At 71.6% G+C, this 24,812-nt stretch carries 29 protein-coding genes; all 29 read right to left on the reverse strand.

Annotated elements, in window-relative coordinates; genetic code table 11:
- Positions 1–99: 99 nt before the first annotated feature.
- Positions 100–735: a hypothetical protein gene (locus tag OG871_RS40410; protein ID WP_331727426.1), complete on the reverse strand. Its 636-nt coding sequence runs from the start codon at positions 733–735 to the stop codon at positions 100–102.
- Positions 732–3,326 carry a hypothetical protein gene (locus OG871_RS40415; protein ID WP_331727427.1) on the reverse strand — a complete coding sequence of 865 codons (2,595 nt, stop codon included), beginning with the start codon at positions 3,324–3,326 and terminating at the stop codon, positions 732–734. Before OG871_RS40415 ends, OG871_RS40410 begins: the two co-directional genes overlap by 4 nt.
- Complete coding sequence (locus OG871_RS40420; protein WP_331727428.1) at positions 3,323–4,474, reverse strand: site-specific integrase; 1,152 nt, start codon at positions 4,472–4,474, stop codon at positions 3,323–3,325. Before OG871_RS40420 ends, OG871_RS40415 begins: the two co-directional genes overlap by 4 nt.
- 235 nt (positions 4,475–4,709) lie before the next feature.
- Positions 4,710–6,092, reverse strand: a complete 1,383-nt coding sequence (locus tag OG871_RS40425; RefSeq protein ID WP_331727430.1) for an SMI1/KNR4 family protein — start codon at positions 6,090–6,092, stop codon at positions 4,710–4,712.
- A 593-nt stretch (positions 6,093–6,685) separates the two neighbouring features.
- Positions 6,686–6,853 carry a hypothetical protein gene (locus tag OG871_RS40430; protein WP_331727431.1) on the reverse strand — a complete coding sequence of 56 codons (168 nt, stop codon included), beginning with the start codon at positions 6,851–6,853 and terminating at the stop codon, positions 6,686–6,688.
- 224 nt (positions 6,854–7,077) lie between these two features.
- Positions 7,078–7,530, reverse strand: coding sequence for a hypothetical protein (locus tag OG871_RS40435; protein ID WP_331727432.1), 453 nt, complete (start codon positions 7,528–7,530; stop codon positions 7,078–7,080).
- Positions 7,531–7,532: 2 nt separating this feature from the next.
- Entirely contained in the window at positions 7,533–8,339 is an 807-nt protein-coding gene (locus OG871_RS40440; protein ID WP_331727433.1) for a hypothetical protein, read from the reverse strand.
- A gap of 204 nt (positions 8,340–8,543) precedes the next feature.
- Positions 8,544–8,870, reverse strand: coding sequence for a hypothetical protein (locus OG871_RS40445; protein ID WP_331727434.1), 327 nt, complete (start codon positions 8,868–8,870; stop codon positions 8,544–8,546).
- Between the two features lie 97 nt (positions 8,871–8,967).
- Positions 8,968–9,462: a hypothetical protein gene (locus OG871_RS40450; protein WP_331727435.1), complete on the reverse strand. Its 495-nt coding sequence runs from the start codon at positions 9,460–9,462 to the stop codon at positions 8,968–8,970.
- A 79-nt stretch (positions 9,463–9,541) separates the two neighbouring features.
- Positions 9,542–10,360 carry a hypothetical protein gene (locus OG871_RS40455; RefSeq protein ID WP_331727438.1) on the reverse strand — a complete coding sequence of 273 codons (819 nt, stop codon included), beginning with the start codon at positions 10,358–10,360 and terminating at the stop codon, positions 9,542–9,544.
- A 102-nt stretch (positions 10,361–10,462) separates the two neighbouring features.
- Entirely contained in the window at positions 10,463–10,978 is a 516-nt protein-coding gene (locus OG871_RS40460; RefSeq protein ID WP_371503568.1) for a hypothetical protein, read from the reverse strand.
- Positions 10,979–11,172: 194 nt separating this feature from the next.
- The gene (locus tag OG871_RS40465; protein WP_331727442.1) at positions 11,173–11,634 is read right to left on the reverse strand and encodes a DUF6197 family protein; all 462 of its coding nucleotides are present in this window, start codon (positions 11,632–11,634) and stop codon (positions 11,173–11,175) included.
- 102 nt (positions 11,635–11,736) lie between these two features.
- A complete protein-coding gene (locus OG871_RS40470; RefSeq protein ID WP_331727443.1) occupies positions 11,737–12,459 on the reverse strand; it encodes a hypothetical protein in 723 nt (240 codons plus the stop codon).
- Positions 12,456–12,704, reverse strand: coding sequence for a hypothetical protein (locus OG871_RS40475; RefSeq protein ID WP_331727444.1), 249 nt, complete (start codon positions 12,702–12,704; stop codon positions 12,456–12,458). The genes OG871_RS40470 and OG871_RS40475 overlap by 4 nt, the downstream gene beginning before the upstream one ends.
- A 37-nt stretch (positions 12,705–12,741) precedes the next feature.
- Entirely contained in the window at positions 12,742–13,575 is an 834-nt protein-coding gene (locus tag OG871_RS40480; protein ID WP_331727447.1) for a hypothetical protein, read from the reverse strand.
- 167 nt (positions 13,576–13,742) lie between these two features.
- Positions 13,743–14,111, reverse strand: coding sequence for a hypothetical protein (locus OG871_RS40485; protein ID WP_331727450.1), 369 nt, complete (start codon positions 14,109–14,111; stop codon positions 13,743–13,745).
- Positions 14,112–14,195: 84 nt separating this feature from the next.
- Complete coding sequence (locus tag OG871_RS40490; RefSeq protein WP_331727452.1) at positions 14,196–14,558, reverse strand: GNAT family N-acetyltransferase; 363 nt, start codon at positions 14,556–14,558, stop codon at positions 14,196–14,198.
- Positions 14,559–14,669: 111 nt separating this feature from the next.
- Positions 14,670–15,416 (reverse strand): hypothetical protein, encoded by a 747-nt coding sequence (locus tag OG871_RS40495; RefSeq protein ID WP_331727454.1) that lies wholly within the window; start codon positions 15,414–15,416, stop codon positions 14,670–14,672.
- Positions 15,417–15,503: 87 nt separating this feature from the next.
- Complete coding sequence (locus OG871_RS40500) at positions 15,504–15,824, reverse strand: hypothetical protein (RefSeq protein WP_331727456.1); 321 nt, start codon at positions 15,822–15,824, stop codon at positions 15,504–15,506.
- A gap of 58 nt (positions 15,825–15,882) precedes the next feature.
- Positions 15,883–17,364, reverse strand: a complete 1,482-nt coding sequence (locus tag OG871_RS40505; protein WP_331727459.1) for a DNA cytosine methyltransferase — start codon at positions 17,362–17,364, stop codon at positions 15,883–15,885.
- Positions 17,365–17,558: 194 nt separating this feature from the next.
- Positions 17,559–18,386 carry a methyltransferase domain-containing protein gene (locus OG871_RS40510; protein ID WP_331727462.1) on the reverse strand — a complete coding sequence of 276 codons (828 nt, stop codon included), beginning with the start codon at positions 18,384–18,386 and terminating at the stop codon, positions 17,559–17,561.
- A gap of 165 nt (positions 18,387–18,551) precedes the next feature.
- On the reverse strand, positions 18,552–18,998 hold the full coding sequence (locus OG871_RS40515; RefSeq protein WP_331727463.1) for a hypothetical protein: 447 nt from the start codon (positions 18,996–18,998) through the stop codon (positions 18,552–18,554).
- A gap of 118 nt (positions 18,999–19,116) precedes the next feature.
- Positions 19,117–19,776 (reverse strand): hypothetical protein, encoded by a 660-nt coding sequence (locus tag OG871_RS40520; RefSeq protein ID WP_331727465.1) that lies wholly within the window; start codon positions 19,774–19,776, stop codon positions 19,117–19,119.
- Between the two features lie 64 nt (positions 19,777–19,840).
- Complete coding sequence (locus OG871_RS40525; protein ID WP_331727467.1) at positions 19,841–20,389, reverse strand: hypothetical protein; 549 nt, start codon at positions 20,387–20,389, stop codon at positions 19,841–19,843.
- Positions 20,390–20,529: 140 nt separating this feature from the next.
- Positions 20,530–21,042, reverse strand: coding sequence for a hypothetical protein (locus OG871_RS40530; RefSeq protein WP_331727469.1), 513 nt, complete (start codon positions 21,040–21,042; stop codon positions 20,530–20,532).
- 82 nt (positions 21,043–21,124) lie between these two features.
- Positions 21,125–22,045 (reverse strand): hypothetical protein, encoded by a 921-nt coding sequence (locus OG871_RS40535; RefSeq protein WP_331727472.1) that lies wholly within the window; start codon positions 22,043–22,045, stop codon positions 21,125–21,127.
- 109 nt (positions 22,046–22,154) lie between these two features.
- Positions 22,155–23,063, reverse strand: coding sequence for a hypothetical protein (locus OG871_RS40540; protein ID WP_331727473.1), 909 nt, complete (start codon positions 23,061–23,063; stop codon positions 22,155–22,157).
- Positions 23,064–23,144: 81 nt separating this feature from the next.
- Entirely contained in the window at positions 23,145–23,972 is an 828-nt protein-coding gene (locus OG871_RS40545) for a hypothetical protein (RefSeq protein WP_331727476.1), read from the reverse strand.
- A gap of 160 nt (positions 23,973–24,132) precedes the next feature.
- Entirely contained in the window at positions 24,133–24,789 is a 657-nt protein-coding gene (locus OG871_RS40550; protein ID WP_331727478.1) for a hypothetical protein, read from the reverse strand.
- Between the last annotated feature and the right edge of the window lie 23 nt (positions 24,790–24,812).

A 24,812-nucleotide genomic window follows, 5' to 3' on the forward strand; every position in this document is an offset into this window, starting at 1 on the left:
GCTCTGTGGATCGTGGAGACGCTCCGCTCGCAGGGCATGGCCGATGGCGGTCGAGCACCGAGAGTCAGACCGCACGCACCCCCCCGAACCAAGTCCGGCTCAGCTGTCGCCGGGCGGCTGATGCCCGCTCCCGAGCAGCCGCGTGTTCTCCACCATGAGGCGTTGAACGACGTTGCGCAGTGCCAGCAGCTCGTTGTCCGCGCGCCGCACCGCAGCCAGGGCCTGGTCCCGCTCCCCGCGCAGAGCCTCGACCTCCGCGTCCCGGCCCGGCGTCGACGCGAGGTCGCCCAGCACGCCGGCAGCGAGGTCGCGTACGCGGACGGCGCGCAGCTCGGTTCTCGCCGCTTCGAGGTCCCGGCGCAAGGCTGTGTTCTGTTCAAGCAGCATGCGGTTCTCCACCGCCAGGCCCGCGTCCTGGCGGGCCGCTGCGGCGGCCGCGGCCCGGGGCCGGTCGTCGGCGAGGTGCGCGCGGACGGCTTCCGCTTCGGCCTTGAGGTCTCGGTGCCGTTGCAGGTACTGGGGATTGACCGCGGCGCGCCGGGTGATCTCCGCGTCGGAGAGCGCCTTGCGGGTCTTGCGCATGCCGGCGATGACGTCCAGTACGCGCTGTCGGCACGCCTCGCTGTCGGCACGGCGGCGAGCCGCGGCGGCCTGCCGGCCCGCGTCCAGGACGGTCGCGCGCTCGGGGGCCAGGCCCTTCGATGCCTGCCGCTGCGGGCTGAGGCGGCCGGTCACCTCGCTTCCCAGGTCAGCAGGATCGGGTCGATGGTCGGCTGGGCCAGCTGCTGGCGGCCCGCCAGGACGGCGGCGACGGGGATCACGGTGAGGAACCGGTCCCGGCTGTGGAGCCACGCCTCGACGGTGGCCTTGTCCTCCTCGGTCAGCGAGCCGAGGTCGGTCTCGCACTTGCTGATGAGTTCGTCGATCTGGGCGAGTTCCTGGCGCAGAAGCTCCGTGTTCGCCCGGCTCAGCGGCCCCGGCACGAGCAGGCTGCCGTAGGCGGCCTCCAGGCGGACGAGCTGCTCGGCCTTGCTGTCGCGGAGCTGGCGCAGTTCGGGGAGCTGGGTGAAGTCGGTGGTGAAGAACTTGCAGGAGAAGCACCGGTAGTACACCGGGCAGCCGTGCCCGTCCGCGCGGACGTTGTTCATCTCGTGGCAGGTCCCGCCGGGGACCGGCACCTGGCCCACGCCGGCGCGGGCGCGGTCGGCGAGGTCATCGGCTGGGCCGCGGGCGCGGAGCCGGCCGCCGGAGATGTCGAACTGGTACTTGGCGGCGATGGCGCGGACGGCCTCCACCCGGCGCGGATGCGAGACCCGGTAGTAAATCTGGGTCGTGGACGGCTCCAGGTGAGCCATCAGGACCTGGAGGATCTCCAGCGGCACGCCGGCGTCGGCGCGCAGCTGGGCGTAGGTGTGTCGGAAGGCGTAGGGGAAGATGCGGGAGCGGTCGAAGTCCTGGTCGTGCTCGTCGAGTAGCTGGGGGAAGCGGTCCATCCATACGTCCAGCCAGTACCCGCTGGTGCTGCTGTCGTAGGGGCGTTCCCCGAACTTGTTGGCGCGGGTCAGCCGCGGTGTGGGGAACAGCAGCAGCTGCGGCGAGAGGGGCTGCCCGTCGGTGTCGAACCACTGTGGGAACTCCCGGCGCAGGTGGTCCTGCTGCCGGGTGATCACCTCGACGTCGGTGAGGTGCAGCGGCAGTTTGTGGCGTCGGCGGACCTTCTGCATCCAGTAGACGAGGAACGGGTAGCGGCGGCGTTGCACGCTGCCGTCGGGCGCCTCGATGTCGACGTCGTGCCACTGGACGCAGTCGAACTCCAGGTGCCGGACCTCCCACGGGCGTCGGCCTACCCGCAGGGACAGTTCGACGAAGTCACGGGGCGTGCCGTCCTGGAGCAGCGCGAGATTCTCCTCGGCCATCAGCTGGAGGAACACTGTCTCCGGCAGGGCGTCCTGGGAGCGGCCCTCCAGTTCGCTGTCGGTGTCGTCGCGTTCCGGGAACGGCGGGACCTCCTGGGCCAGCAGGTGCACCTCGGCGGCGCCGGCCTCGGCCAGCGCCGACCGGCTCTGGTCGAGGATGGCGCGCAGGGTGTGCACCAGGCCCCAGTGCCGCTGCGGGGTCACTAGCAGCGGGCCGGCGCCGGCCAGCGACGGCAGCAGACGCTCGGCGATCACCTCGCGCCGGGGGTCGGCGGCGGCGAGGGACTCGTAGTCACTGGTGTCGCGGGCGCGGGCGGCCAGCCACCTCAGGTACATCGTCATGCCCGCTCGTCCGACCTTCGCCGGCTGGCGTCCCTCGCCCGGCAGCGTTCGCAGGAACATCGCGAACCAGCGAGCCGCGTAGCCGGCGGACTGCAATCGCGCCGTGGAGGCGCCGGACGAGGACAGCAGCAGGATGTGCTCCTGGACGGCGCGCAGCAGCCAGGGGGCGTGCACGTCGCTGAGGTCGACGATGCGACCGGCGTAGCGGGGATTGAGGACGTTGAGTCGGATCACCGTGCGCCGGTGCTCCGACTCGCGGTCGGCGTCCAGAAGGGGTACGGATCGCTGCCACAGACGAAGGCAGGTCGTGGTCTGGCCCTTGGCCGGGAGGTCGGCCGTGAGCAGATCGGTCACCGAGTGGTCCACCAGCCAGCGGATGGCGGCCTTGACCTGTGTGGGGCTGATGCGGCCGCCCTGCCGCAGCTGGGTCTCGTAGCCGCGCAGGACCTGGATGCGCAGGGTCTCGCCGAGGTCGCCCAGGGGGACGAGGCCCATCGTGGTGTAGACCGCCGGAGCCGTCAGTGCCCACCGGGGCAGGTCGGGTCTGCCTGCATCGGCCCACTGCCGCTGGTGCGGCAAGCACAACCGCCTGCCCTTCTGCACCGCCCAGCGTGAGCACACCCGTACGACGCATTCGCCCAGGCCCGGACGCGGAGCCGGGCCCGTGGCTAGGTACTCCTCTACCGATAGTCCCGTCGCCTTGCGGGCACTAACGCAGCTCTTGCACAGCCCGCTCGCTTCCGCCGGCCGCGGGCAGCCGACCGCGCACCGCTTCTCGCCGTACACCCGGCGGGCGGGAGGCGCGGGAGCGGCGGCGCACCAGGACGCGACGTCGCCGGGCGAGCCGGCCTTCCGCCACGCGGTGCAGCACTGCCAGCACAGCCAGGGGTGCTTGTCCGCGGGGCGGTCGCAGGCGGGGTGGGCGCAAGCGCGCAGGGTGTGCCAGTCGGCGCCGAGCGGGAAGTGCAGTTCAAGGGTCTCGCGATCCAGTCCGTGCTCGATCAGGTACGGCCAGTCCGGCTCGGGCACCGGAGCACTGGGGAGCGGGTTGGAGGCATGTGAGGTCATGACGGTCCGAAGAACTGGTCGGAGATGGCGTTGGCGGCGATCACGATCTTCGCGTCGCCGACCGTGCGGTAGACGTCCTGGCTGGCGACGTCGCTGTGGCCGAGCAGGCGCTGGAGGACGTCTCGCGCGATGTCGAGGTCAGCGGCCGTCTCGCCGAAGGTATGCCGGAGCATGTGGGGGTGGAGGTGCCGCAGGCCGGCCTGTGCGGAGAGGTCGGCCAGCAGGTCCTGGACCCGCCGGGCGCTGAGTGCTTCGCCGCCCGGATCGCCAATAGGCCCGGGGAAGGTGACGAAGGCCCACGGGCTGTCGGCCGCTCGCCGGATGCCGATCCGCTCCCGCAGCCAGTCGGCGTACAGCATCTCCACCGGGCTGGGCACCGGCAGGATGACGGTTCCGCGGTTCTTGTTGGCCGCCCCTTTCGGATGCCCGCCTCGCTTGCGCAGGTGCAGGTGTGGACCCTGGATGTAGGAGCACCCCGGCACCGTTCGGCCTGCCGGGACGAAGTGGATGTCCTCGCGCCTGAGCGACACCAGCTGCCCCACCCGCAGTGCGCAGCAGGCCATAACCGCCACCATGCACCGGTCCCGGGCGGTCTCTGCCGCCCGCAGGACAGCGGTGAACTCCTCGTGCGTCGCTGCCGGCCGCCGCGCCGAGGCGTGACTCGGCCGAGAGTCGACGCGGATGCGCGGCCTGACCACGACGGTCCCGCCGCCGACCTGAGCGGGGACCGTCGTGAACAGCGCGTCGATGGCGGCGGCCTCGACGTGCCCGAGGTCGGCCAGGTGCAGGTAGAACCCGTGGATCGCGGCCAGAGCCGGCGCAAGCGTCGACTCCTCCGGCAGCCGTCCGTACCCGCGGCCGCTGGTCGCCCGGGGTGTGGTCCGCAGGTGCATCACGTACGTCGACAGCCGCAAAGCCGCTTCGCTCCTGGAGAGTCCGCGCTCGTCACACCAGACATGAAGCCGCTTCAGGTGGCCAGCGTAGGTCTTGGTCGTTGACTCCTCGCGTGCCCGGCCGAATCGCAGGTGACGAAGGTGATCGTCGATATCGCCGACCACGGCCAGTGTGGGCCCAGCCAGGACCGTCCAGTAGGCGAGCTCATCGCTCACCGGGACGCGCACGATCTCCGCGTGCATCGGCGCCAGCATGACCACACCGGAACAGTACGTGCACTGCCGGGACAGACTCTCGGAAAGGGGAATCTCAGGACCTCCAGCACCACAACATGGTAGGAGCCCCCATCTCGTACATAGGGCAACCGACCCAATGCGGCTGGTCAACCCGACACTATGTCGAGTTGACCAGCCGTTTTCCTGTGAAGGAACGCCGTTGGTCCCTCACGCGACCGTGACGGAGCAATGGCGTTTCCGCTGGTCAGGTGGGCTATGACGAGGGGCCGAGGTCGCCGTTGACAACGGTCTCGGTGATCAAGGGACGGTTCCAGAGGGCGAGGATCTCGTCGGCCAGGGCCACGATGGGCCGCGGGTCCTCTCTCCCGAACGTCTGGATGGAGGCAGCCGAAAGGCTGCGCGGGACTGCTCCGGCGTCGAGCAGGACCCGCCAGTCCCCGGGCGCGAGTTCGAGGAACTCCAGTCCGGTCAGCGCAGCGATCTCCAGCGGGTCGGCAAGCGTGCCGGGGTAGGCGCAGAGCGTGCGCAGGCGGGGCAGCCCGACGACGGGGGCGAGGCTGAGTGGTTCTCCACTCCACGCCCCGATTCTCAGGACTTCCAGCGCGGGATGGGCGGCGGCCTCGATACTCCCGATGCTCTGGTCGTGGACGATGGCCGTGACCGGCCGCTTGTCCCACCTGTGTCCGGTGTACCAGTTCCGTTCGGGGCCGAGGACCAGGTCGGTGAGCGATTCGGCCCACAGCGACGCGCCGATGCTCTGCTCGTGGTCGAGCACGATCACCTGGCCGAGGTGGCCGCGGGGGCCGGGCGTCAGGTCGACGGCAACCATGTCCCCTCCGCCGGTGCCGCCGAGAACGATCCACCCCGGAGAACCGACCAGGTCCTGTACGGCGTCGTTGGGTCCCGTGAGGACTGCCCCCGTTGCCGCATGCTCCCAGCGGAAGTACGAACGATAGGACAGGTCGGCGACGGCGATGTCTTCCAGGGAGCCCAGCTCGAAGCCGACCGCGCCCAGGACACGCTCCCCTGCCTCGTAGTCGTCCTGCCAGTCCTCCCACCGTGCGCGCGTCACCCGGTAGAGCGCCTTGACCTCCTCGGGAAGCGAAAGGCCAAGCCTCTCCTCGGCGGCGGCGATCTCCTCCTCGGTGGCGCCGATCGCGTCGGGTATCCGCTCGCGGAGTGTCCGTTCCAGCAGTGCCGCGTCCACGGCCGGGGCCGGCCGGGCCCCGGCTGCGGGCTCGGGCAGGCGGCGCCACGGCTCGGGGACGGCGCCCTCGACCAGGGTCAGCGCGCCCACACTGCTGCCGATGCCGGGATCGACTGCCGGACTGCGATCGAACAACCGCAGAACCGCCGCTCCGTTCGGAGGGATCTCCACGGTGAAGGCGATGTCGGTCACTCCGGCCCCGGCGAGCGTGTCCCGCACTCGTTCGATCGCGTCGTGCTCCTCTTGGTTGTCCGACAGCAGCATGGCCCGACCGGGCGGCGGGTACCGCCACTTCACGGGCACGCTGTACGAGCCGCGGCCGATGTTTCCCGACACCTGGCCGCCCGGCACGGCAAGCGCCTGCGCGTGCGCGGTCCGCAGGAGCCGCAGCAGCGGCTCCCAGGTCTCGAAGTCGTACAGCGAGGACAAGTCGGCCTCCGATTGGTGCGGTGATCGCAATGTCGGCGATTATGCCCGCCACCTGCGACAACCCCACCGACAGGCGAGCACGGGACAGAGGCGGCCCAGAAAGTCGTACCCCGCCGGTTCGGCCGCTGTCCCTACCGCGGCCGGTGGCCAACCTTGCCGCGCCCGGATTGCACCACTGCCGCCTGTCATCGGCCGCTGCTGCCCTGGCGGTTGAACGGGTCCGGCAACGGCAACGGTCGTCGGCTGGCGCTCTGACGACGGGCAGCAGGGCGGACCGGGGCGACCACGGTCAGGGCCTCCCTTACCGATCCGCTGACGCAAGGCGGGCGGACAAGGCCGCCCATTCTCGTCACCGGACTTCTCCACCGGGCAGGACCCTTTGGTCAAGCCACGAGTGAGGGCCAGGGAATTCATCATCAGGTCGTCGGGAACAGAGACCCGCGGATCGGACATCACAGCAGGTCAGTCGATTCGGACATCACAGCAGGTCAGTCGATTCTGTCGGTTGGCCTACATATTCGGCGTGCTGTCCCGCCATGAGCCAGTCGGTCAACCTACCGTCAGCATGGTTGACTCACTGAGCGCTCCATCGGCTAGCGGTACGAGTGAGTCAACGCGTTGAGCGCGTGCACAGAAGGAACCAACGACGGGAAAACCCGCGTCAGCACCGCCCGCGACATCGGCACCCCGAGCGCGAGCACACCAACCAGGCGGCCGCCGTCCGGCTCGCCCACCCGAGGCTCAGCGGTGCGCAGCTGCATTCCGAACGCCATCCTCACCGCCGGCCACGAACCGCTGTAGTGATGCCGCTCCACGAACCGCCGCGCCGGTCCGGCCTCCAAAGGCACACACCGGTACAGGCCCGGGTCGAACCCGCCCTCGCTGGTGCGCCGCCAGCCCGGGCGCCGATCGGTCCACCGCTGGCACCACGCCGGGTCCAGCAGGTCTAGCCGCAGCTGCTCCCCGTTGCCGGGGGTCCGGCCCGTCACGGCTGGCCGCCGTGTCCGGGTCCGGCCTGCGCCGTCTCTCGGGTGCCGGGGATGGGCAGTGCGAAGGCGACCGCAGCGAACTCGCTGAACTGCCACACGGTCTCCTCGCCCCGGACTGCCTGCAGGATGCCGTCCTCTCGCTCCAGGCCGAACCTGGCCGACAGGGCGCAGCGCGCCTCCCTGCGCGGAACTGCCGCCCAGCCGTGCGCAGCCAGGGCGCGGTCGACCGCGTCCGTCGTGCGGACCGACCAGGGGCGATCGCTCTCGTCCGGGGCGGGCGTGTCCGGCTGCAGGAGTCGGTAGCCGTGGCCGGCGGTCGGCGCACCGTTGGGAAGCGCCCAGATCTCCGATGCGCCCGATGCACCCGTCGGCAGGTGCAGGTGGACGTACAGCACGGGCGGGGAAGGGGTTCTAGATGTCCAGGGGAACCCGGTTGCCTCGATGCTCATGGTCAGTGCCCTTCGCTGGAGAATGACAAGGCGCTGGCCTGCGGGCGCCCCGTGGCCGGCTGGGGAGGCTGCGCCACCGGTTGTCCTGTGACCCGCCGGTAGGACGCTTCGGGGTCGAGCGCGTATTGGCAGTCCGGGAGGTCCTCGACGTCGATGTCGTGGTTCGATCCGGTCACCGTCACCCGCAGCACGGTCAGCTCGTAAGGGTGGAGCACGCACAGCCGGCACCGGCTCATCTGCGGGTCGTGGACCGGGAGCCGCCTCTGGCGGCGGTGTTCGCCGTCGTGGACGTCCTGCATGTGAGTCAGGTGAAAGCGCACGTCGTCGCCTGTGGCAAGGACACTGGGCCCGCCGTTGAGCCGCCGGTAGAAGACCTTGCCGCCCTCGGGGGTGACCTCGCGGGGCACGCCCGGGCCGGGCAGGTCGGCGAGGGCGACGGGTACTGCAGCGATGGTCCGGTGATGCTCGACCAGCCGCGTCACGACCATGTGCGGCGTCTTGTACGGCCAGTGACTCCGGACGGTGTACGGGGCGCTCAGCTCCGTTGAGGTGTACCCGGAGCGGCGGTGCGAGCGTTCCCGGTAGTGGACGGTCCAGCGGACCGTGTGCTCGGTGCTCAGCGACACGGTGTCCTCCGGGTCGAAGACGTGCAGCCGAGCGGCGCGACCGGCAGGACCGCCGTCGGCGGGGACCAGAAGTGCCGCCAGGTCGCCGCCCGCGCACCGGGTGAGCTCGGTGACGCGAAGCGGCGTGAGCTCGTGGAGGACCGTCGCGCCGGTGAACAGGAACTGCGCCTCGGTGTACTGCATGGAAGCCTCACAGGCGTGGGAGGGGCCGCACGGGGCGGCTTGTCGGAGTGCCGGCCGATGCGCCGAGGTACGAGAGCCCTCGGCGGGCTGGCCGGTCCGGCCTGACCGGCCGGGCTGAGCCGGGGCGGGATCAGGCAGTGGGTGGGCGGTGGGCGGTCCGCGCCGCCGGTCGTCTGGCAACCGGCGGCGCGGACCAGGCCCTACCTACCGGCCCTCGAACAGGTCGGTGAAGCTGGGCGAGCGGTACATCGGCAGGTACGGGCCGATCTCCCAGGTCTGGACGTCGTCACCGAGATGCGCCGTCACCTGGACCGAGTCCACGCGCGCCTCGGTGGGGCGGAAGTCGCCGGGGAGCGACCACTTCACCTCGACCGTGAACTCGGTGGAGGTGTTGTTGACCAGCTCGCCCTTCAGCAGGCGGACGATCTGATCCGCAGTCGCATACCGCAGGGGCACGTACTCGCCGATGATGCACTCGGTGCAGCCGCAGTCCGCCGGGTCGACCGCGACAACGAGAAGTCGGATGGACATGATGTGGTCCTTTCCTGGAAGCGGTTCGATTGCCACCAGGAAGCCACCCTGGCCGACAAGAAGAATACTACCATGGATAACGCATCAATGTGCTGTGCTACGCCCCTCCCTCGCCCTGACAGTCCTCTACCCGGGCTCCAGCGGCCCCCGCCTCCGTACCAGCCGCATCCGGTACGGGCACGGCCAAGGTGAACACCTCGTTCAGGTCCGTCGGGCGCTCGTTGGAGGCCAGAGAGGACAGCTCGTCGTGAAGCAGGTCCGACAGGTCCTCCTCCAGCCTCGTCCCGTCGCTGAACACCAACTCGGCCAACTCGGGCTCCCACCACAGCCCGTCGTCCCACGAAATGGCCGGCACCTCTATCCGCTCCAGCCTCACACCGGACGGGTCGGGATCCCCGTACAGCCACCCCAGCTCGTCCCGAAGGACCTCGTGCATCGACGCCACGCTGCGCCGGTCCTCCTCGTCGGGGATCAGCGACGACAAGTGCCACAGCGTTTCGGTCTCCAGATCCGGCAGGACGGCGGCGAACGCCGGCGATGTCAGGAAGGCGTCGAGAGAGGCGGGGTCGAAGGTGATGGTCTGCGCGGTCACGCTGCTCCAGTGATCGTTCTGAGGGGGAGGGTGTCCCGGCGGTCGGCGGCTCGCCGCCGGGACGGGGGAGCTCGGGCGGCTAGAGCTGCCCGAGGACTATGAGGGCCAGGTCGAGGTCGGCCTCGACGGCGAGACCGGCCTCGGTGTCGTCCGAGTCCGGGGCGTTGTCGGCCAGGAAGACGTTGACGACTGTCCGGCCGACACCGAGGCCGGTGAGCAGGTCGGTGCCCGGCTCGCACTGGCTGTACGGGGTCAGCACCGGGAAGGCGTTCACCACACGCACGTAGGCCCCCGGAGTGGTGAACCGGTGTACCGCCGGGTCCTGCGGCGGCAGGGCGACGCGCAGCGCCCTCTCCACGGCGGCGAGCCGGGCCCGGACCTCCAGCAGGACCCGGCCAGGCGCGCAGGCCTGGACGGTCGGCCTCACCCCCGGCCGGTGCTCCCACTCGACCACGTCGCTGCGCGGCAGGAAGGCGGCCGAGGAACGTGCCTCCTCGGGCAGCAGGCCGAGAAGCTCGGATACCGTCAGGGCCTCGCGGAGCCTGGTCCGGTCCGCCGCCATCCTCGTCCCCGCCGCCGGTGCGAGGTGGCTGCGGGCCGCCTCTGCGGCCAGATTCAGCGCGGTGACGTGCCGCGTCGGAAGAACGCCCGCCGGATTCGGGGGCAGGCCCGCCGGCGACTCCCCGCCGTAGGGCCAGGAGCTGACGGCGATCCCCTCGGGAACGGCGGTGATCAGCAGCCGCCGGATCTTGTCGTGCAGCACCGCCTGGTACTGCCCAGCGGCGTTCAGGCCAGCCGGGTTGGCCTCCCAGCTGCCGTGGCGGCTGGGGAGCTCGGCGGCGGCATCGGCGGCAAGCCACCCCAGGGACATCGGATCGCAGTAGGTCGGGTCGGCCATGGTCAGGCCCCTTCGGTCGTGGTGTGGAACAGGTGGAGGGCGCGTCGTTCCCGGCCTCGCCCGGCCGCACGCCGAAGCGCGTGCGGCCGGACGGCGGGCCGGTCACCAGGAGACGGAGACCGTCACGGCGGCGTCACGGGCCTGGCGGCGGCTGAGACGTCGCGGCACGGCCAGCCCCAGCGCCTTGTACTCCTCAATCAGGAGCGCGTTGAACTGGGAGCCGTAGGCGCTGGCCAGGCGCTTGACCGCCTGCTGCTCGGCCAGCGCGCGCAGTTCGGCCACGCTCTCGCCCGCCCCCCGCCCGGCGGGCTCGGCCGCCTCGGCGAGCCGGATCTCGCGTACGAGCCCGGATGCCTCCCCGATCCGCTCAAGCACCGCCGAACGGAAGGCCGTGGACCGCTTGCGCCACGCCTCCGCCTCCGGCGACAGGTCGGCAGCCCGGTTCTCGAACTGGACCTCCAGCCCGGTCAGGAGCTGGGTCAGCGCGCAGAGCCACCGGTCCACGTTGACCGGGGCGCGGAGCGCACCGGCCTGTACCGGCGTCACCGCCTGCTGGACGTCTTGGACGGCCAGCGTCGCGAACTCCACGTCCCCGAGCGCCGCGACTTGATCAGTCACCGGGAGCGAACTGGCAGGCTCGATGACCTTGCTCGTCAAGTGGAGCCACCCGCACACGCACGGATAGGTCCTCAGGTGATGGACGAACCTGCGAATGGTCCGCCCGGCTGCCGACACGGTGGCGAACTGCGTCTTCCACGGCGTGGGGCATTCCCCCGCATGCGCTGTCATCTCAATCCGATCCACGAGGAAGATCAGCGGTGGCTGCCGACAGCGGAGCGGATGGCCTGGGCGGCCGCCTTGGCCGTCAGCCCCTCCGTCTTGCTCCAGCTCGCGATGACGGTCCGCCGGTAGTCCGTCTCGCTCAGGCCCAGCGGCCCGTACACGGCCGGGGTGATCGGCTCCTCCGCCAGGTGGTCGGACAGCACCCGCAGCGCCTCCGAGAACTCCCCCGGGTGGTGGGCGGAGCGACGCGGCGTGATCACACCGAGCTGCCGCCCCTTGGTACGGATCGTCCGCCCGGCCACCTTCCGCTGCGCGCGGTCGAAGGCGTGCAGCACCGAGCAGGGCTCGCCCGGCGCGAAGGTCGACGGCGGGTAGGACTCCCACTCCTTGTCGCTGAGCGCTGCGCCCTGGTGCAGTCCGCTCTCCTGGAGACGGCGGGCGGTCAGCTCCATGACCAGCTGGGTTCGGGTGATACGGGTACGGCGGGACATGGTTCCTCCTGCGGTGAACGGTTCGAATGCCTGCCGGGAGCCGCCCGGCCTGACAAGAAAAAGAATACCACGAATAACGCACCAATGGGTGGGTTACCCCTCTCACGCTTCCGTGCGGGCGGCGTCCGAGAGCGCGGCGAGGATGCCGGTGAACCGCGCCGGGGTGCGGTCCGGCCACGGGGCGGTGCCGGCCAGTGCCGCATGGACGCACGCCTCCCACTCCCGGTAGAACTCCATCAGCAGGTCGCTGGCCTTCAGCGCGGCGTCGCGGTCGGCGAAATCCAGGCCCGTGGCCTCCAGCCAGGCCGCCACGGTGCGGGCGCGGGCCTTGGTGCCGCACCCGGTGGCCAGCGCGATGCGGTGGCGGCCGGGCAGGAGCACGCTCCAGGGGGCCGGTGCGTAGGGGGCGGCGGGTCGGTGCAGCACCAGGACGGCCGGTTCACCGGCCGCACCAGCCGGCGCCGGTGCGGCGGCGGGGTAGCGCTTGAAGAGCTCGTCGACGTCGCCCATGGCCGTGAACATCCCGCCGGCGCCGTCGGCCCGGGCAGCGGTGAGCGCGGCGTGCGGGTCGTAGGCACCGGGGGTGGTCAGCAGGACAACGGTGGGGTGGGTGAGCTCGTCCACCGCGAGAGTGCGCCCGTCGGGGAGGACGAACGCGGTGGGGCGGCCGTCGGCCCGCACGGAAGCGACGGTGACGGGCTGGTAGTCGGCGTTGTCACCCGCTCCGCCCTGGCCGGGTCGCCAGGTCTCCAGCACGGCGAGCTGGCCGCGGACGGCCCGGGGCGGCGGCGTGCTGTCGCCGCCCCGGTCGCGGGTCCTGGTCATCGGCACTCCTGTTCGGTGGCGTTGACGCTGACGGCCTCGATCGGGGTCTCGGTGACCGAGGTGTGGCGCAGGTAGGCGAACAGCGGGTCGCCCAGGTCCTCGTGCACGCCCGCGGTGTGGCGGTCGCACATCGCCCACCGCTGGGTGCGGCGCTCGGCGAACGTGATGGTCAGCAGGGTGGTGGCGGGGGAGGGGCAGGCCCCCGGTCGGGTGGTGTAGGCGGCGGATGCGCAGGTGGCAGGCATTGATCTCCTGGTCGGCGGAGCGGGAGGTCCGGGTGGGTCAGGTGTTCGCCCTGATCCAGTCGGCGATGACGGCGGCGCAGGCCGCCGCGTCCTGGTGGGCGTCCAGCGTTCCGATGCCGGTGTAGACGTCGGTCCTGTCGCCCGGATCGTGGTCGGGGTAGAAGGCGGCGAACCAGCGGTCGTGGTCGGCGGCCTGGTGGTCGGCGCAGGCGTCGTCGGTGGCGAGGATCTCGCCGCCGGGGACCGTGACCGCCACCGCCGTGCAGTTGCCGCCGGTGGGGATGACGGCGGCCGCGTGGCCTTGCGCCGACAGGGCAAGGCAGAGGATCTGCCCGGCGTTCTCCTCCGGGGCGGTGGCCGTATCGGCGGGCGCCGTCGGGCCGGTGGGCGTGCGGTGGAGCCAGAATCCCTCGCCGGTCTCGTCCAGGACACGGCGGCCCACGGTCCAGGCGGTGAGCCGGGAAACCTGGTCCCATGTCCAGGGCTCGCCGGTGCGGAAGTCCGCGTCCCCGGGGCCGGCGGTCAGCCACATCCGGTCCACGGGGAAGGCGGTGAACATCTCGCCCGCGATCCGCCGGTCGATGCGAACGAAGACGTGGTCCCCGCCGGCTTCGACGGAGCGGCCGGGGTCGTTGCGGGCGGCGAAGACCGGGCAGGCGGTGCAGTCGGGGGCCGCCGTCGCGGCGACGCACGACCCGTAGGGTCCCCACGCGCACAGCCGGGTGTCCCGGCGGCTGTCCAGCAGGGCGGCCCAGCTCCGTGGGCACAGCGCGCACTGTGCGTCCGGGGTGGTCATGTGGGCGTTGAGGGAGAAGCGGTTCCAGCCGCCCGCGGGGCGGACGGGCTCGGGGCCGGGGAGGTGCAGTGGCATGACGGGGTTCCGTTCGGGGGCCGGTTGTGGGGGGCCGGGCGCGGCCGGCGAACCGGTAGCGGGTGGGCTGGAAGAACCCTTCGTGGGCGGGGCGGGCGGCGAAGGCATGGGAGTCGTCACCTCGGGTTCGGGCCGCCGGGGCATGGCACCGGCGGCCCGAGTTCCGGTCAGGGACCGGCCCAGTCGGGGTAGAGCGTCTTGGCGAGGAGGACGGCGTTCGTGGCGGCGTCGTCCAGTTCACGGAAGACGTGAACCGGGTCGCGGTCCAGGAGCAGCCTGATGATCTGCTGGCCGTACTCGCAGCCTCGGTCGTAGTCGTCGCTGTCCTGGTCGGGGCCCTTGGCCAGCCAGGCCCGCAGGAGTGTCTCGACGGCCTCCAGGTCGCGCTCCGCGCCGTCCCGGAGGCGGCTCTCGGCGAAGGCCCGGCGGACGGCGGACGCCGCCCAGTTGACGCCCTGTTCGAAGCGGCTGTGGACCACATCGGGGCGGGCGAACTCGGCCAGCGCGGCCAGGACCATCTCGGCGGTGATCGACATGTGACTCCGATCGGGATGGGGGTGCCCGCCCTCGGCGGACAGTGCGGGCCGGGCGGCCCGCGCTGCGCGGGCCGCCCGGGGGCTTCACAGGGAGGCGATCCAGGCTCGGCCGTCGGGGAGCAGGGAGGTGCTGTGGACCGGGCGGGTCCAGCCGACGGTGTCGGCCTTGCGGTGGGCGATCTGCCACATCGCCGTGGCGATGCCTTGGCGGCGCCAATCGCGCTCGACGCCGACCCACCAGACCATCCCGTCGTGATGGTCCCACAGCAGGCGGCCGACCAGCCGTCCGTCGGCGGTCTCGGCGGTCACCGCGTAGACGCTGGCAGGGGCGAGCCCCTCGGTCAGGCGGCTGGGCGCGTGCCGGACGCTGCGGTAGACGATCTCCGGCACGGGCCCCGCCGCCGCCCTGGTGAGGCGGTGCGGTGCGGCCATGGTGGACATGCTCATGCTCTCTCCTGCGGTTCGACTGCTCTCGGGAGCCACCCGACTGACAAGAAAAATACTACCATGAATAACGCATTCATCGGGGATGGGAGCCCACGCCCGCGCCCCTGTCCGCTATCGGACCCGGCTTCCCCAGCGATCGGCCTCATGGCGCAGCTGGTGCTGGATGCCCTCGGCCTTGTGAAGCTGCTCGAAAGCTGCGGCGGCGCTCCGCGTCACCTGCTCCACCAGGCCCAGGGAGCGCTCTGCGGCCCACCCCTCCTTGATGACGTCCAGACGCTCCGCCGCCCGGTGCGCCTCGTCGGCGGCGTCGCAGGCCTTGATGAACAGGGCCCGGGTGGCGCCAGCCGCTTCCCTGGCCTGGCGGGCGTGTTCCTCCAGGGCCGCCATGAGTTCGGCTGCCCGCTCCACGCCCAGGGTCTTGCTCGCGCCTTCCAGGGCGCGGCCCCCGCCGCGCGTGACCGCCAAGTCTGCCGCCTCCGCGATCCGGCGGGTCGGCTCGTAGTTCTTCTTCGCCTCCGTGAGCGCGTCGTAGGCCCGGGCGGCCGGCCGCTTGACCGTTGGCACGGGGGCCTCGGCCTCGGTGACCGTGATGGCCATTTCGACGGCGTTGGCCTCGCCCCTGAGGTAGCGGTTGATGCCGCGGACGACCCACCAGGTAGACCGGCCGTACGGCTCCATGCCGGTCTCGTCGCCGAACCTCTTCAGCTCGTACGCGGTGAAGTTGCTGTCGCGGCCGAACCTCTCGACGCAGTGGGCCACGTTGCGCGCCCGCTGGGCGTTGGCCATGGTGACCGGGTAGTCCCGGCCGCTGAGGCGGTAGCCGACGATGCGGCCGGTCGAAAGGCGCAGTACGCCCATGTCTCCTCCTCGGAGTGGTGGCTCTGGCTTCGGCGGAGTGGCGCCGGATCCGGCCCCGGGCGGGGCCGGATCCGGCGCGGCGGGCGGTCAGTCCTTCGCGGGGGCGGCAAACGGGTCGAAGCCGGGGAAGATGTCCATGGGCCACAGGACGACCGCCTTGCGGGCGTCCTTCGGGGGGACGTGCCCGATCTCCTCCTCCTTCTTGCTCCCCTCGGAGCCCGGCAGGCTGTAGGTCTCGCCTTCGGCGTACAGGGCGTCGTTCCAGCCGCTGACGGGCGCGAAGCGGTTGCCCTCGGCGTCGGCCGACAGGACCACGGGCGTGTGGGGGCTGAACTTCTCCTTCCGGATCAGGTGATCCAAGGTCGCGCGCAGGGCGCTGATGGTCAGGGGGCCTTCGGGGGTGCTCATGTGTGCCTCCAGGCGGTTCGGGTCCGGCCGGTAGCCATCCGGCCTGACAGGAAGAAGACTACCACAAAGTTGGCATTGAAGGGGTGTTGGAGGCCCCCCGCTGCACCGGAACCCCGGCCCGGCCGACGCCGTGTACGGCCGGGTACTGCTCCGCCAGGTACGCCCGCAACCCCGGCACCCACGGCACCCCCAACAGGTGACCCCACACCGCCGCCGAGCAGCCGGGTGCCACGATGTCGGCATCCTGCTGGGCAACGCTCGACCGGGACCCGACACCCGGATGGTCGCCCGGAAGCTGCACCAGCAGGGCGATCTCCCGCAGAGTGAACCGGCCACCGTGCTCGCCCACGTCCCAACTGCGGACCTTGGACGTCACTCCGGGGATCGGCTGCCCCGCCTTGAGGACGAACTTGTTGCCGCCGCTCGTCTTACGGGCTCCCCGGGTGGTGACCTCCAGGCCCACCGGGCGCCCGAGCGCCTCGGGCGCCCCGGTCACGATCGGCTCCTCGGGACGGATCGGCAGCGTCGGAGTAGCCGACCGGGACGCGGCCAGGAACAGCCGCCGGCGGTGGGAAGGGCTGCCGTAGTCGGCCGCGTCCAGCACGGTCCACTGCGCGAACTGCCACCCGGCCAGCTCGAAGTCGCACCACACCTCCATCCGGATCTCCTCCGGCAGGTGGGCCGACTGCTCCACCGACACGAACTCCAGCTCGGCGCCGGCCAGCTGCAGCCCGAGGGTCCAGATCGGGATCTCCAGCATCAGCTGGGCAGTCTTGGTGGTCATCCCCGCCAGGGACTCCCGAACCTCCGCCCACGACAGCAGGGACGGCGCACGGTAGGTCATCGGCTGGCCCGGCATGCCGGTGGCCGGGATGTTGCCCGCCGCCTCCCGCACGTCGTCGAACGCCCTCGTCAGGATGCGCAGGTTCTCCGGCAGATGGCCGAGCCGCTTGCCCACCAGGGCCCAGTCGACGCACGGCGGGCTGAAGATCACCCCCGTGGTGTCCCGCAGCGCGATGTGGCCGGGGTCGAGATCCCGCACGTCGGCCTGAATCGCCGTGCATCCGGCCGCCCGCGACGTCGCGCAGGCGTCCGCGTTCATCTCCACGCACACCATGTCTACCTCGACGCCCAGCACTCGCCGAATGCCGACGCACCAACCCCCGCACCCGGCGAAGAAGTTGATCACACGGATCGGATCGCCCGGCATCCGCTTCCGCAGCCACCGCACCGGCCACGGGCCGGCGAGCACCGCACGCTCCTCGGCGCTGAGCGCCTCCGCCTCCGGCGGGGCCTTCGTCAGCTTCTCCAGGTACCCGCCGTGCTGCTCCGCATCCCCCAACGCCTCGTCCCGGTCGCCTCCCAGGCCCGACAGGCCGCAGGCCCGGCACCCCCACGACCAACCCCCGCCGGCCTCCTCGCGAAGGTGCACCCGGTGCCCGTGCTTGTTGAGCCAGTCGTCGCCGTCGTCGCCGGCCACGTACGGCGTCACCACGTTCGCCGCGGCGGGCTCCGCGAGCGGGAAGAACAGCTGATCCATGGAAGTCCCCTGCAGTGCGGAGCGGTCCGAAGCCGAACGGGAAGCAGCCCGAACGGCGGAAGAAAGTCGGCCCGGATGCGGCATCCGATCGCCCGGCGGCCCTGGCCGCTGCCTGCGCCACGGGTGCGACGCCTCCTGACGCGCCGTCGGCCCGGCCCCGGGGCCCGCCAGAGAGGCAGGCCCCGGGGAGTGCGTCAGAAGAGGGTCGCCACCGCCTCGACCGCCGCCGTGGCCTGACGGCCCCGCAGCGCCGAAGCGGGGACCGGCGCCGGGGCCGTCCGGGGAGTGCGCGTGAAGTCGCACACCACGATCTCGGTCGCGGGCGACACCCCGCGCCACTGGTCCAGGTGAAACGAGGTGTCGATGCTGCACCCCATCTCAAGACACAGGCCGGTGTCCCGCTCGAACTGCTCGTACTCCGCGCTGCGCGCCTCCTCGTAGCGCTGCTTGCCGCTGTAGCGGAAGGGGGCGGACTGCTGCGGGATCAGGAAGACGCCCCACCGCCCCACCTCGGCGGCGACGGCCAGCGCGTGGTACTCGAACCTGCGGCTCGTCACTCCCGGCCCGTCGCCGCTGCGCTCGGTGAAGCCGTACGGCGGGTTGCTGATCACCATGTCGAACCGGCCCAGGTCCTCGGGCAGGTCGAAGATGTCGGCGCAGATCCACCGGGCCTCCGGGAGCACCTTGCGGCCCACCCTCACGTACTCCGGGTTGCGCTCGACGCAGACCATCTCGCGATCGGGGGCGCCCATGTCGTTGATGGACGCCCAGGCCAGGCGGCCGATCCCGGCACACAGGTCCAGGACCCGCTGAACCTCCGGGCCGCTCACCTCCACGGACATGTCGACGGCCAGCCCGGTCGGAGTGAAGAACGCCCCGTCCAGGCCGTGGGCGGCCTCCTCCGACGCCTGCCAGTTTTCCATCACGAACTCCCGCTCCGACCAGGTGAGCGGCCGGTCGAGGTCCACTAGGGCCTGGGCCTGACGGTGCAACTTGGCCAGGTCCTTGGGCAGGTTCGACATGGGTGGGGTCCCTCCGTGTGGGGTGAGTGGTCCGATCGCCTACCGGGAGCCATCCGGCCTGACATGAGAAAGACTACCACGAATAAGGCATCAGTGGGGCTGGAATAGCCCCTTCGAGGCGGGCCGGGCGCCACGGGAGGCCTGCGTCCAGTCGTTGCAGGATCGTCAGGCCGTCCCGCGTGCCGCAGAGGCGTGACCGCGCGGTCCGCGCGGAATCACCTGGATGTCCAGCGGCAGCCCGTAGTGCCGGGCGAGGGCCGTGACCGCCTCCAGGCCCCCGGCCACCGGGTCCGGGGTGACGGGCTGGTCGAGGTGGTCCGTGACCTCGTAGAGGCAGGCAGGGAAGTGGCCCAGGTAGCGCAGCATTCCTTTGAGGCCGGGGTGCTCGGGGAAGTCGACGGAGCTCGTGCCGGCGGCGGGAGGACCGACCCGGCGCACCACGGCGCTGGTGCGGGGCCGCCCGGGGGCGACGTCGGTCCCCATCGCCTGCTCCTCCGCCGATTCGTCGTCGGCATCCTGCGCCATGGCGGCTGATGTGCCCGCGGGGGCGGAGCGCAACGACGACTCGGCGAAGAGCGCGGGAACGGGACCGGAGAGAAGGGGGGTCTGCATCAGTGTTCCTCGGGTTCGTGGGCGGGAGGCTGGCGGAGCGGCCGCGGGTCCTCGGAGTTGGGCCGGTCTCCCCGGCGGGCGGCGCGGGGGAGACCGGAAGGTGCTGGCCGTGTTGGATTCAGGTCGGCGGGTCGTCCGGCGGGGCTGCGTCCGGGCGCCGGAGCAGCGCCAGGATCGCGCGGGCCAGGTACAGCGGTACGCCGGTCAGCTTGAGATCGGCGGAGTCGGCGGACTGGTTCACGCGGACCGTGCCGCTGGCGTGGGCGCGCTGCGGGCGGTGGTACGGGTCGGGGTAGAACGATCCGGCGCTCTGCTCGCTGTCCCAGTCGTAGGTGTGCAGGGCCGGCAGTGCTTCGATCAGCGAGCGCATCGCCTCGATGCGGGCCAGGCGCAGGCGCTCCGCCTCGGCGACCTCGGCCAGAGCCCCGGGCATGGCCGCCGTGTATTCCGGCAGCAGCCGCCGGCGGATCTCCCGCGCGATGTCGCCCGGCGGTCGGCGGATCGAGACACCGATCTCGAAGGTCCTCCTGCCCGACCAGCCCCGGGGGGTCACTCCGTGGACGGTCAGCCGGCCGCGGGCGGCCTCGGTCGACTGCCGGTGCTCCAGTCGCAGCGCAAGGCCGGTCGGGTGGTACAGGGTGACGGCCCCGTAGACCCATCGCTGCACCTGGTGCCACCACCCCGGTTCCTTGGTGGGATCGGTGTCGAGCGCGGCCGCCAGATCCCGCCCCAGGGCGTCGAAGCGGCGGTGAAGCTCGGCTTCCTCGGCCTCGGTCATCTGGTCTCACTTCCGCGATCTGGGGTGGGTGGCCGGGCGGGGAACCGCCCGGCCACCCGGGGTGCTACGCGCGCGGCTGCGGCGGTACGGACACGGCCTCGCCCACCGGTCGGGTTGCCCCGGCGGTCTTCAGGGCCTCGCGGTACGCCTCCAGCCGGGACCGGTCACCGGCGGTCAGCTTGTTCTCGCTCAGGCGGCGCAGCGCGAACCCGCCGTCGCGGCCGGCGACGTGCCGCACGCTCGGCAGGCGCTCGGCGGCCCTCCGGGCGTCCTCCATCCGCTCGCCGACGGTGCGGCCGAGCACCTGGTCGTGCTTGTCGAGGATCAGCCAGGCATCGGACGGCTCGCCGTTGTGCTCGGCCTCCGCGATCCGGGGGTCCGGTGCCATGATCTCCAGCCTCTGCGGGTCGGCGACGGTGACCTCCCAGACGTTCTGTGCGGGGTCGGCCACCGCCACGCGGGGATGGCCGGTGGCCTTGTCCCACCCGGTCACCATGGCGGGCACGCGGCCCTGCTCGGTGCCGTGGAGCCAGACCACCGCGCCGGACTCGATCGCGACGCCGTTGCGGTCCAGCACGGGCGGGTTGGGGGTCTCGTTGGTGTCTGTGGTCACGGTTCATCTCCTCTGGTGAAGACGGTTCGACGTCGTCCGGCAGCCAACCGATCCGACATTGAGAATACTACCATGAATAACGCATTCATGGTGGGGTGTCGGCCCTCCAGTCCCGAGGGGGCGGCAGGGCTGCGTGCGGGTCAGTGGGAGGCGTATCCGAAGAACAGCCAGCCGCGGTGTTCCAGCGGTCCGCCCTTGAGCGGGACCGTGAGGAATCCCTTTCGGATCCGCCCGGTGCGCGGACAGGTCTCGTAGACGCCCGTGATGCCGTACGCGACGTCCTCGCCGGGCAAGAGCTTCCCCTCCTGGGCGAGAACGGCGGCCGCCGCCTCGGCCGTCGTCCTGTAGCCGGCGGCGGTGAAGGGGATGGTCACCGTGACCTGCCGCTCACCGGTCAGGACCGGGATGGCGCCGGCGGGCCCCCACTTGTCCTGCAACGGGTGGTCGTGGTCGGACATGATCCGTGCGGCCAGGGCTTCGGCCTCGTCCATGGACTGGGGCGTGTCGCTGACGACCTGGTACCCGTCCTTCTCGGCGATGGTGCCGGTGCCGCCCCTGTGGCCGTACTCGTACTGCGCCTGCTCGACCGCGTCGCGGAAGGCCTGCGCGGCGTCGGTGCCGGTCTGGTAGGCGGTGAAGTCGGCGGCTCCCATGAGCCCTCCCTGTTTGCTGGGTGGTGGATGCGGTGGGGTGGCCGGGCTCCGCAGGGATCAGCGGCGGCACCCGGCCCGGGGGTCAGAGCCCGGCGTCCGCCGCCTTGGGGTCGGCCCGGGTGAAGTCGAGCGGTCCGCACGGCCAGACGGCCGTCACGTCCTGGCCGCGCAGCAGCTCGGCCAGATCGGGATCGGGCGCGCCGGGCAGCAGCAGCGCGCCGCGCGGGCTCGTCTCGAAGTAGCGGGCCTGGTCCCGGAGCCTTCCCAGCGCTTCCCACACGCCCGGCCGCGCGCAGCTGGCGAGCGGCACCACCAGCTCGTTGCGGGTGAGGTTGAGCAACTCCACGTACAGCGGCGTGACGCTGTGGCCGGTGGTGATCCGGTAGTGCGCCATCGAGGCGGACTCCGTCCAGCGCAGGAACGCCGCGTACCGGATCATCAGGTTCCCGGCCGCCTGCCGGGAGGGGACCTCGGTTTCCCGGGAGAGGTGGTTGGCGAGCGCCGTCGCGCTGATCGCGGTGACCGTGCGCTCCAAGCGGGCCGGGGCCGCCGTCGGGAGGCCGCGCGGCGGCTCGCCCAAGGGGAGGAGCTGGAAGACCAGCGCCCGGCGCACCTCCAGCGGCCGGTGCGGATCGCCCGGGGCCTCCGCCCACACGAACGGCCTGTCACTGTCGATCCGGCACTCGCCCAGGTACTCGACCGTGCCGGTCGGGCCCGTCTCGGGCTGGCGGAACAGCCGCAGGGCGCGCCCCTCCGTCACGTGCCTGAGCACGGACTTGTTGCCCTGGGCGAGCTTCTGGTCGGTGCCGTCGGCACCCTCGCCGCGGAAGTGGACGTGCTGGCCGGTCCAGCCGTCGAACCGACTGCCCGCCGTGCTGGTGGTGAACAGCAGCACGTTCGGGCTCGACTTGGAGGGGCTGATCCGGGGGTGGATGCGGCCGCCGAAGCGGCGGTGCAGTTCGGCGCGGCTCATGTGGGTGCCGGGGGTGAGATCCCAGTTCATCCGGACGTCTCCTTGAAGGGGTGAGGTGATGGGGCGGGGCCCGTGGGCCGCAAGACGATACCCGGTAGACACCCGGGCTGACATGAGAAAGAATACCACGAATAAGGAATCAGTGGGGGGTGGTGCACAGCGTGAGCTGCTTCGGCGCGTCCAGCGCTTCCAGGACCCGATCACGCCAGAGCAACGCGTACCGCCGGCAGGTCCGGCAGTCCGCCGCCCGGTGGGTGCACTCCGGCAGCCGAACCCGGCGGCGCCGCGCCCCGTACGACCAGGCGTAGCTGTCCGCGCTGGCCAGATGGTGCCCGTACGCCCGCAGGCCCGACAGCTTCAAGCCGAAGCCGTGCAGGGCCAGGCCCCGGCCGGCCAGCTCGGCCAGGATGTGCCCGGCCTCGCGGGTGCCCTGCCGGCGGCACACCGATCCGACGCCGACCAGCGGCAGCGCCGCCAGGTCGACCCCGGCCGCCTCGTACATCGCGCAGTGCTCCAGGTACTCCCCGACCCGCTGCCCCTGCAGCACGGGCACCCACGGCGCCGCCGGGAACTGCTCCACCAGGTACACGTAGGAGTCGACGGTGAACGTCTGGTGCTGCGCCACGGTGAAGCCGGTGCGCGCGGTGATCTGCGGTTCGGTCATGAAGTCCTGGCAGCTGGCGAACTCCGGCGGCGCGCCGAAGCGGTCCATGAGCCGGTAGACCATGCCACCCCACTCGTCCGGGTCGAGCAGGTAGTCACCGTGCTTGCCGACCTGGCTGAAGCCGGCCGAGTCCAGCGCGTACCGGCATCGCGCCATGGGGGAGCGCGGGCCGCCAACCTGGCGGTTCATCAGGGCGTTCGCGGAGATCATCAGCGGTACCTGGGAGTCCTGCGCCCAGTGCGGCGGCCCGCCGAGGTAGAACACGGTGCGCCGTGGTGCAGTCCCTCGCTCGCGGCGGCCGGCCGGGAATCCTCCCGCCCCATGCAGGGGCGCCGCGTCGGGCTGGGGGTCGGCCGCGGCCCCCCGGGTCAGGTGGATGGTCATGAGGTCGCTCTCCGTGGGGCGGGACGTGGGGTGGCACTGCGCGGCCCGGGCGGGGCGCTGCTCTCGCCCCGCCCGGGTCCGTTACGCGGCGGTGAGTGCGAGCCGCCCGGCCCGCTCGGCCGCCCGGGCTCGCTTCTTCTCCTCCGCCTGCCGCTGGAGCTCGCCGAAGGAAGCCGTGCCCTTCATGGCGGGGTAGCGGTTGGCGGGGATGCCGACCTTCGGGGAGCCGAGTACCGCCAGCAGGTCTGAGTCGCTCTGGTCGCTGTAGCCAGCCGCTTCCAGCGCCTCGACGGTGGGGAAGACGTCGGCGTGCCGGTCGTTCTGGCGGTCGATCAGGTCGTCCTCGGTGCCGCCCAGGCTGAAGCACCACAGGAAGTTCGGCGGGCACTTCGGGAGCACCAGCCGACGGAACCGGTCGATGGCCTTGGTGTAGCAGTAGAACCGCACGTGCGGGGCGGACTTGGCGATGGCCAGCCAACTGAGCACGTATTCGTCCGACCAGAAATCGCCGGCGTCGTGAATACGGACCCAGACGTTCCCGCCCCGGAAGCTACGCCCCCGAAGCTCCGCCTTCATGCGGCGTTCCCACTCCTCGGGCTCGGTCAGCACCAGTTCGAGGTTGAGCAGGTGCCGCGTCCGCGCGCTCGGGAAGCGCTTGTACGAGCTGCCCCGGCCAAACGCGTAGCAACTGCGCCCGCAGACCCCCGCCTCGGGGCAGGTGTTGAAGTACTTCCCGGTGCTGAGGCGCACCCACCAGGCGGGGACGGTCCACGTGAAGACCCGGGGCTTCTCGCTCCCGTCGGGGCGGCGGCAGACGTCGGTGTTGTTCTGCGACAGAAGCTTCGCGGGCCAGTCCGCTCGCGAGGGCTGGTCCAGCTCAAGGCCGGGGATGGGCAAGGTGGTGTCCACAGAAGACTCCGGAGTTCCTGATGGGTTAGCGGACCACGGGCAGGCACGGGGGCGCGACGGACCCTTCGGCTGGCCTCGCGGAGTTCGTGCCCGCCGTGCGGTTAGGGGCAGGGTCAGGGGCGCCGGGCCGGGCCGCCGCGTGGGCGGCCCGGTGACCGGCTCAGAAGACGCGGAAGCCGCCGCGCTCCTTCGCCTTGCCCATCCACTCGATCCACCTGGGGAACCGGTCGTGCTCCCCGGTGGCCTCCTGGCGCTCCTGCTCGTCGGCGGCCTCCCATGCGGCGAGCGCGGCCCCGATCTGGGTCGGCGTCACGAGCCAGCCGTCGTTGCTGCGCAGCTTGTGCCAGGGGATGCCGGTGACGGGCTGTGGCTCGGCGTCGGTGACCTCGTCCTGTGCCCGCTTGAACCGCTCGCGGGCCTCCGTCAGCGGATCGTCGTCCTGACCGCTGCCCTTGGCGTCCGCGCCCCCCTTCTCGTCAGGGGCGAGGTTGCCCGCGAGGTCGTCCATGTCGTCCTCGGTCAGGCCGAAGTCACCGGGGCGGGGCAAGTCCGGGTGGTCCTGCTCGGTGAGCATCCCCAGCCGGTCCATGATCGTGAGCACCCCGTCCATGGACCGGGTGTTCAGGTAGAAGAGGTGGGGCGTGGCCCTGCCGTAGGCGGTCCAGGCGTCTTCCCATGCGGCCCTGGCCGCTTCCCGCTCCGGTCCGTCGGGGATCGCGCTGGGGTTGGTCGCTGTGTTGACGGCCTCCTGCATCTCCAGCCGTTCGGCCTCCTCCTCGGCGGTCAGCGGGTCGGCCCAGGTCATGGTGTAGCGCATGCGGTGCTCTCCTCGGTTAGCGG

The organism is Kitasatospora sp. NBC_00374 (assembly GCF_041434935.1).
Taxonomy (GTDB): Bacteria; Actinomycetota; Actinomycetes; order Streptomycetales; family Streptomycetaceae; genus Kitasatospora.

What these genes read in the sequence shown, in the direction of transcription:
- OG871_RS40415 (WP_331727427.1), bottom strand. Translation starts at nt 3,326, where the DNA reads ATGACCTCACATGCCTCCAACCCGCTCCCCAGTGCTCCGGTGCCCGAG.
- OG871_RS40420 (WP_331727428.1), bottom strand. Translation starts at nt 4,474, where the DNA reads ATGCTGGCGCCGATGCACGCGGAGATCGTGCGCGTCCCGGTGAGCGAT.
- OG871_RS40430 (WP_331727431.1), bottom strand. Translation starts at nt 6,853, where the DNA reads ATGCAGCTGCGCACCGCTGAGCCTCGGGTGGGCGAGCCGGACGGCGGC.
- OG871_RS40435 (WP_331727432.1), bottom strand. Translation starts at nt 7,530, where the DNA reads ATGAGCATCGAGGCAACCGGGTTCCCCTGGACATCTAGAACCCCTTCC.
- OG871_RS40440 (WP_331727433.1), bottom strand. Translation starts at nt 8,339, where the DNA reads ATGCAGTACACCGAGGCGCAGTTCCTGTTCACCGGCGCGACGGTCCTC.
- OG871_RS40445 (WP_331727434.1), bottom strand. Translation starts at nt 8,870, where the DNA reads ATGTCCATCCGACTTCTCGTTGTCGCGGTCGACCCGGCGGACTGCGGC.
- OG871_RS40455 (WP_331727438.1), bottom strand. Translation starts at nt 10,360, where the DNA reads ATGGCCGACCCGACCTACTGCGATCCGATGTCCCTGGGGTGGCTTGCC.
- OG871_RS40465 (WP_331727442.1), bottom strand. Translation starts at nt 11,634, where the DNA reads ATGTCCCGCCGTACCCGTATCACCCGAACCCAGCTGGTCATGGAGCTG.
- OG871_RS40470 (WP_331727443.1), bottom strand. Translation starts at nt 12,459, where the DNA reads ATGACCAGGACCCGCGACCGGGGCGGCGACAGCACGCCGCCGCCCCGG.
- OG871_RS40475 (WP_331727444.1), bottom strand. Translation starts at nt 12,704, where the DNA reads ATGCCTGCCACCTGCGCATCCGCCGCCTACACCACCCGACCGGGGGCC.
- OG871_RS40480 (WP_331727447.1), bottom strand. Translation starts at nt 13,575, where the DNA reads ATGCCACTGCACCTCCCCGGCCCCGAGCCCGTCCGCCCCGCGGGCGGC.
- OG871_RS40485 (WP_331727450.1), bottom strand. Translation starts at nt 14,111, where the DNA reads ATGTCGATCACCGCCGAGATGGTCCTGGCCGCGCTGGCCGAGTTCGCC.
- OG871_RS40490 (WP_331727452.1), bottom strand. Translation starts at nt 14,558, where the DNA reads ATGAGCATGTCCACCATGGCCGCACCGCACCGCCTCACCAGGGCGGCG.
- OG871_RS40495 (WP_331727454.1), bottom strand. Translation starts at nt 15,416, where the DNA reads ATGGGCGTACTGCGCCTTTCGACCGGCCGCATCGTCGGCTACCGCCTC.
- OG871_RS40500 (WP_331727456.1), bottom strand. Translation starts at nt 15,824, where the DNA reads ATGAGCACCCCCGAAGGCCCCCTGACCATCAGCGCCCTGCGCGCGACC.
- OG871_RS40505 (WP_331727459.1), bottom strand. Translation starts at nt 17,364, where the DNA reads ATGGATCAGCTGTTCTTCCCGCTCGCGGAGCCCGCCGCGGCGAACGTG.
- OG871_RS40510 (WP_331727462.1), bottom strand. Translation starts at nt 18,386, where the DNA reads ATGTCGAACCTGCCCAAGGACCTGGCCAAGTTGCACCGTCAGGCCCAG.
- OG871_RS40515 (WP_331727463.1), bottom strand. Translation starts at nt 18,998, where the DNA reads ATGCAGACCCCCCTTCTCTCCGGTCCCGTTCCCGCGCTCTTCGCCGAG.
- OG871_RS40520 (WP_331727465.1), bottom strand. Translation starts at nt 19,776, where the DNA reads ATGACCGAGGCCGAGGAAGCCGAGCTTCACCGCCGCTTCGACGCCCTG.
- OG871_RS40530 (WP_331727469.1), bottom strand. Translation starts at nt 21,042, where the DNA reads ATGGGAGCCGCCGACTTCACCGCCTACCAGACCGGCACCGACGCCGCG.
- OG871_RS40535 (WP_331727472.1), bottom strand. Translation starts at nt 22,045, where the DNA reads ATGAACTGGGATCTCACCCCCGGCACCCACATGAGCCGCGCCGAACTG.
- OG871_RS40540 (WP_331727473.1), bottom strand. Translation starts at nt 23,063, where the DNA reads ATGACCATCCACCTGACCCGGGGGGCCGCGGCCGACCCCCAGCCCGAC.
- OG871_RS40550 (WP_331727478.1), bottom strand. Translation starts at nt 24,789, where the DNA reads ATGCGCTACACCATGACCTGGGCCGACCCGCTGACCGCCGAGGAGGAG.